We start from the raw sequence: 3,535 nt of genomic DNA, 5'->3' as shown, positions 1-3,535 counted from the left end.
GCAACAAGGGTGTCGCCGGCGTCGGCACGAATGTCTGCAAGGACAAGCTCGCCAAGGGCAAGGCCTGCACGAAAGACCACCAGTGCAAGTCCGACCGATGCTTCATCACGTGCAAGTGAGCACGTAGCCCGTTGCAGCGCGACCGCGGCGGCCGTCGCGGAAGACTGTGACGATCCCGTCGAGCTTCGCGCCGACAGCGCATGCGAGGCCTGCCGAACGTGCGGGACGACAGGCGTGCGTGCGTCGCGTCGATGCGCGTCCACGCTCGAGTTTGCGACCCGGTCCCGTCGTTCCGCTTCGCCGATGCGCTATTGCACTGCACAAACGCCTCCAGTCTCGCTAGAATTCCGGGCTGATCGTTCAGCATTCGAGGCCCGGAAAACTAATGGACTGTCCCATTCCCCTCGGCACCAAGCGCATCATCGACGGCCAGGAGCGCGTGCATTACTACGGCTACTGGGTGAAGACCTATCCCGTTCCGGCAGACACGCTGTACGCCAAGAAGGAACTCATCGCCGCGCTCACGCGCCGGCTCTTCAACCACACCGAGCACGGTCTCAACGTGCCGGGCGTTCGCCTGGAAGAGGCGCGCCGCGCGTACAGCGAGGAAGCCGATCCGCAGCGCCGGCGCGTGAAGGGCGCGATGCTGGCGGGCGCATTGTTCAACCGCGCCACCGGCATCTTCACTCAACTGGTGGAGATCCAGGCGCTCGGCGTCGAGATCCTGCCCGACAACGCCCTCATGCATCAGTGCGGCGAACACCTGCAGGAAGCGCTCGACCTCTGCAAGCTGGTCCTGCACCGCAGCGGCGAGGAGGGCATCGACGAGCTGTGGGGCGAGCCCTTCAAGGCATTCCTGCTGCCGGTCGAGAATTTCTACGAGAGCCGCTACATCAAGATCGCGCAGACGATGCGCGACATCGACCTCATCGCCGATAACCTGGTGGAAACGTTCGCCGGCCTCGATGCCTTCTCCGGCATCGAGCGCCACATCGCCGAGTTCGCCCACGCGGCCAAGGTGAAGAGCGAGACACTGCGCACCGATCCCGATATCTTCGACGTGTGGACGACCTTCGTGGTGTCCGCCGAGCACCTTACCGACTTCACGCCGCGGCTCGTCGCCGATGCACTGCCGCGCGTTCACCAGGAGGCGGCGGAGGCCTGCCGCCTGATCGGGCGTGGCACCCACCTCATCACCTACGTCACGCGCGCGCGGGTTCCCATGCCGAAGAGCACGCACGAGTTCATCGAGTGCTGCGAGCGCTTTCGCGAGACCTGTAGCGCGCTGCTGCCGGGTACCCGCAGCGTTGCCTGAAGAGGGGGCTGCCGGGGTTAGTCAGCTGCAGCACCAAGCGATGCCGCCAACGGCCACCGCACCGGCGACGACGTTCCGCGTGAACGCGGCGGCACCGGCGAGAAATCCCAGGACCGCACAGCTCTCTGTCGACCCCTCGCAGGTGATGGCGACGTGGGCGGGTTTGCCTGCCGCGAAGTCGGCGAGCGCCGTGTCCGTCGCCTGGCGATGGCGATCGAGCGCGACGGCGACTGCCTGCGGCAAGGAGGCGATGTAGGCCGCCAAGTCCGGATGCTGCGCGCACCACCGCCCGAAGGTCTCGCGGACTTCGCGCGGCAGGTTCTCGTCGCGCGAGAAGCGCACGACACGAGCGGCGATCTCCTGCGCGAAGCGTGAAACGAGCACGCCTGCGCGCAGGTTGGCGTCCTCCGCTTCCGTATAGACCGACTCGGCTGCGCGCGCGAGGCTGCGCGCGAGTTGCGCCCGGCCCGAGCACGCGCCGTCGCCGTTGTTCACCGTGTCCGCGAGGATCGCCTCGAAATCCAGCAGGCGTCGCAAAGCGGCTGCACCCTCGCTCACGATGAACTTGTCCCCGAGCGCGGGGACGGTGGGGCCGTGCGCCGCAATCGGCAGGCAGACGCGACCGCTTGGCGTGTCGAAGCAGATTTCCGGATTGAGTGCCTCGGCCAGCATGGCTCACCTCCTGGCGGAAAGACGGTGGTACGCGGTTCCAATGCTGGAGCGCCCGTAGCAGCGTGTCCATCCGCCGGTGGGCCTAGGTCGGCCGCTGCGTGTCCGCACCTGCCCCGATCCGTCTCCGACATCCTGAGCGGCCACCCACGTGAGCCCGGGGCGACGCCGGCCGCACCCCCATTCTCCGCAGGCTTTTGTATGATGATGCCTCTTTGCTGTCCGGCGATGGGAGGCTCACATGCTGTACGACATGATGCCTGTGGCGGATTACCTGATCCGTATGCGGGACGGCACGATCAAGCAGGTGAACCCGTTCACCGGCACCGAGGTCTGGACGGTGCCGGGGCGCGGCCACCGACCGCTCGGGGACGATGCCAAGACAGGCGCCGCGCTCGACCCTGCTAAGGCCGGCAAGTACTGCGCGTTCTGTCACGGCCGGGTCTTCGAGACGCCCCCGGAGAAGGCGCGGCTCATCCGAACGCCTGCCGGCTGGGAGACGGTAAAGGGGCTCAGGGCAGACCAGCTCACCGACAGCGCGTGGATGTTCCGGCGCGTGCCGAACCTGTTCGAAATCGTCTCGTGCGAATACTGGGCAAAGAACTACCGTTACGTGCTGCCACCGCAGCTGCAGTCGCGCAAGAACAGCTATCTCGCGACCGAGGAAGGTCGGCGCCACGTACTGGATGTCATCGATACCCGCATGAAACTCTGCGGCGCCGACGAAGAGACGATCCACTCGACGTCGGTCGCCGACAAGCTGGAGATGGCCAATGCATTCTTCGGTGGCGGCCACGAGCTCATCATCGCGCACCGGCATTTCGTCCCCGGCGCCACCCACGACAACGAGCTCGCGTCGTCCGGGACGATGACGCCGGAAGAGCACTACCAGTATTTCCGCTTCACCGTCGAGGCGCTGCGCGACATCTACCTTTCGAATCGTTACGTGCGCTATGTCGCCGTTTTCCAGAACTGGCTCAAGCCCGCCGGCGCCTCGTTCGATCACCTGCACAAGCAGCTCGTCGCCATCGACGAGCGCGGCGTCTCCAATGACATGGAGATTCGGCTGGTGCGCTCCAATCCCAACATCTACAACGAGGAGGCGGTGAACTTCGCTGCGCACCGCAACCTCGTCTTCGCCGAGAACGACTACGCGATCGCCTTCGCGGGCTTCGGTCATCGCTTTCCGGCGCTGGAGATCTATTCCAAGAGCGAGCGCAGCCAGCCCTGGAACCACACCGCGGAGGAGCTGCGTGGCATGTCGGATCTGGTGCATGCCTGCCACGCCGCGATGGGGCCGGGCATTCCCTGCAACGAGGAGTGGCACTACAAGCCGCCAGACGCCGATGTGCCGATGCCGTGGCGCGTGCAGATCAAGTGGCGCGTGTCGAATCCTGCCGGCTTCGAGGGCGGCACGCTGATCTATGTCAACACGATCGACCCGGAGTCGCTGCGCGACAAGGTGGTGCCGCGGCTTTTCCAGCTCAAGGGCGAGGATCGCATTGCGCCGATGAAGATCGCGTTCGAGTGCGACTGCGTCCCGAACTGCCT

The 3,535-nt window shown here is 65.7% G+C and carries 3 protein-coding genes; 2 read left to right on the top strand and 1 reads right to left on the bottom strand.

From position 1 onward, the window contains the following. The first annotated feature begins 385 nt into the window (after positions 1-385). Complete coding sequence (locus JNK68_10640) at positions 386-1,315, top strand: hypothetical protein (GenBank protein ID MBL8540815.1); 930 nt, start codon at positions 386-388, stop codon at positions 1,313-1,315. 21 nt (positions 1,316-1,336) lie between these two features. On the opposite strand, the gene JNK68_10635 is transcribed toward JNK68_10640, so the two are convergent. Beyond that, the gene (locus JNK68_10635; protein MBL8540814.1) at positions 1,337-1,987 is read right to left on the bottom strand and encodes a hypothetical protein; all 651 of its coding nucleotides are present in this window, start codon (positions 1,985-1,987) and stop codon (positions 1,337-1,339) included. Between the two features lie 280 nt (positions 1,988-2,267). On the opposite strand from JNK68_10635, the gene JNK68_10630 reads away from it, so the two are divergent. Next, the coding region (locus tag JNK68_10630) for a DUF4921 family protein (GenBank protein ID MBL8540813.1) at positions 2,268-3,535 on the top strand (1,268 nt) is incomplete at its 3' end.

It is taken from the genome of Betaproteobacteria bacterium (assembly GCA_016791345.1).
Lineage (GTDB): Bacteria > Pseudomonadota > Gammaproteobacteria > Burkholderiales > JAEUMW01 > JAEUMW01.
Note: the sequence above shows the minus strand (reverse complement) of the source record. Positions and strands in the feature narration are given on the sequence as shown.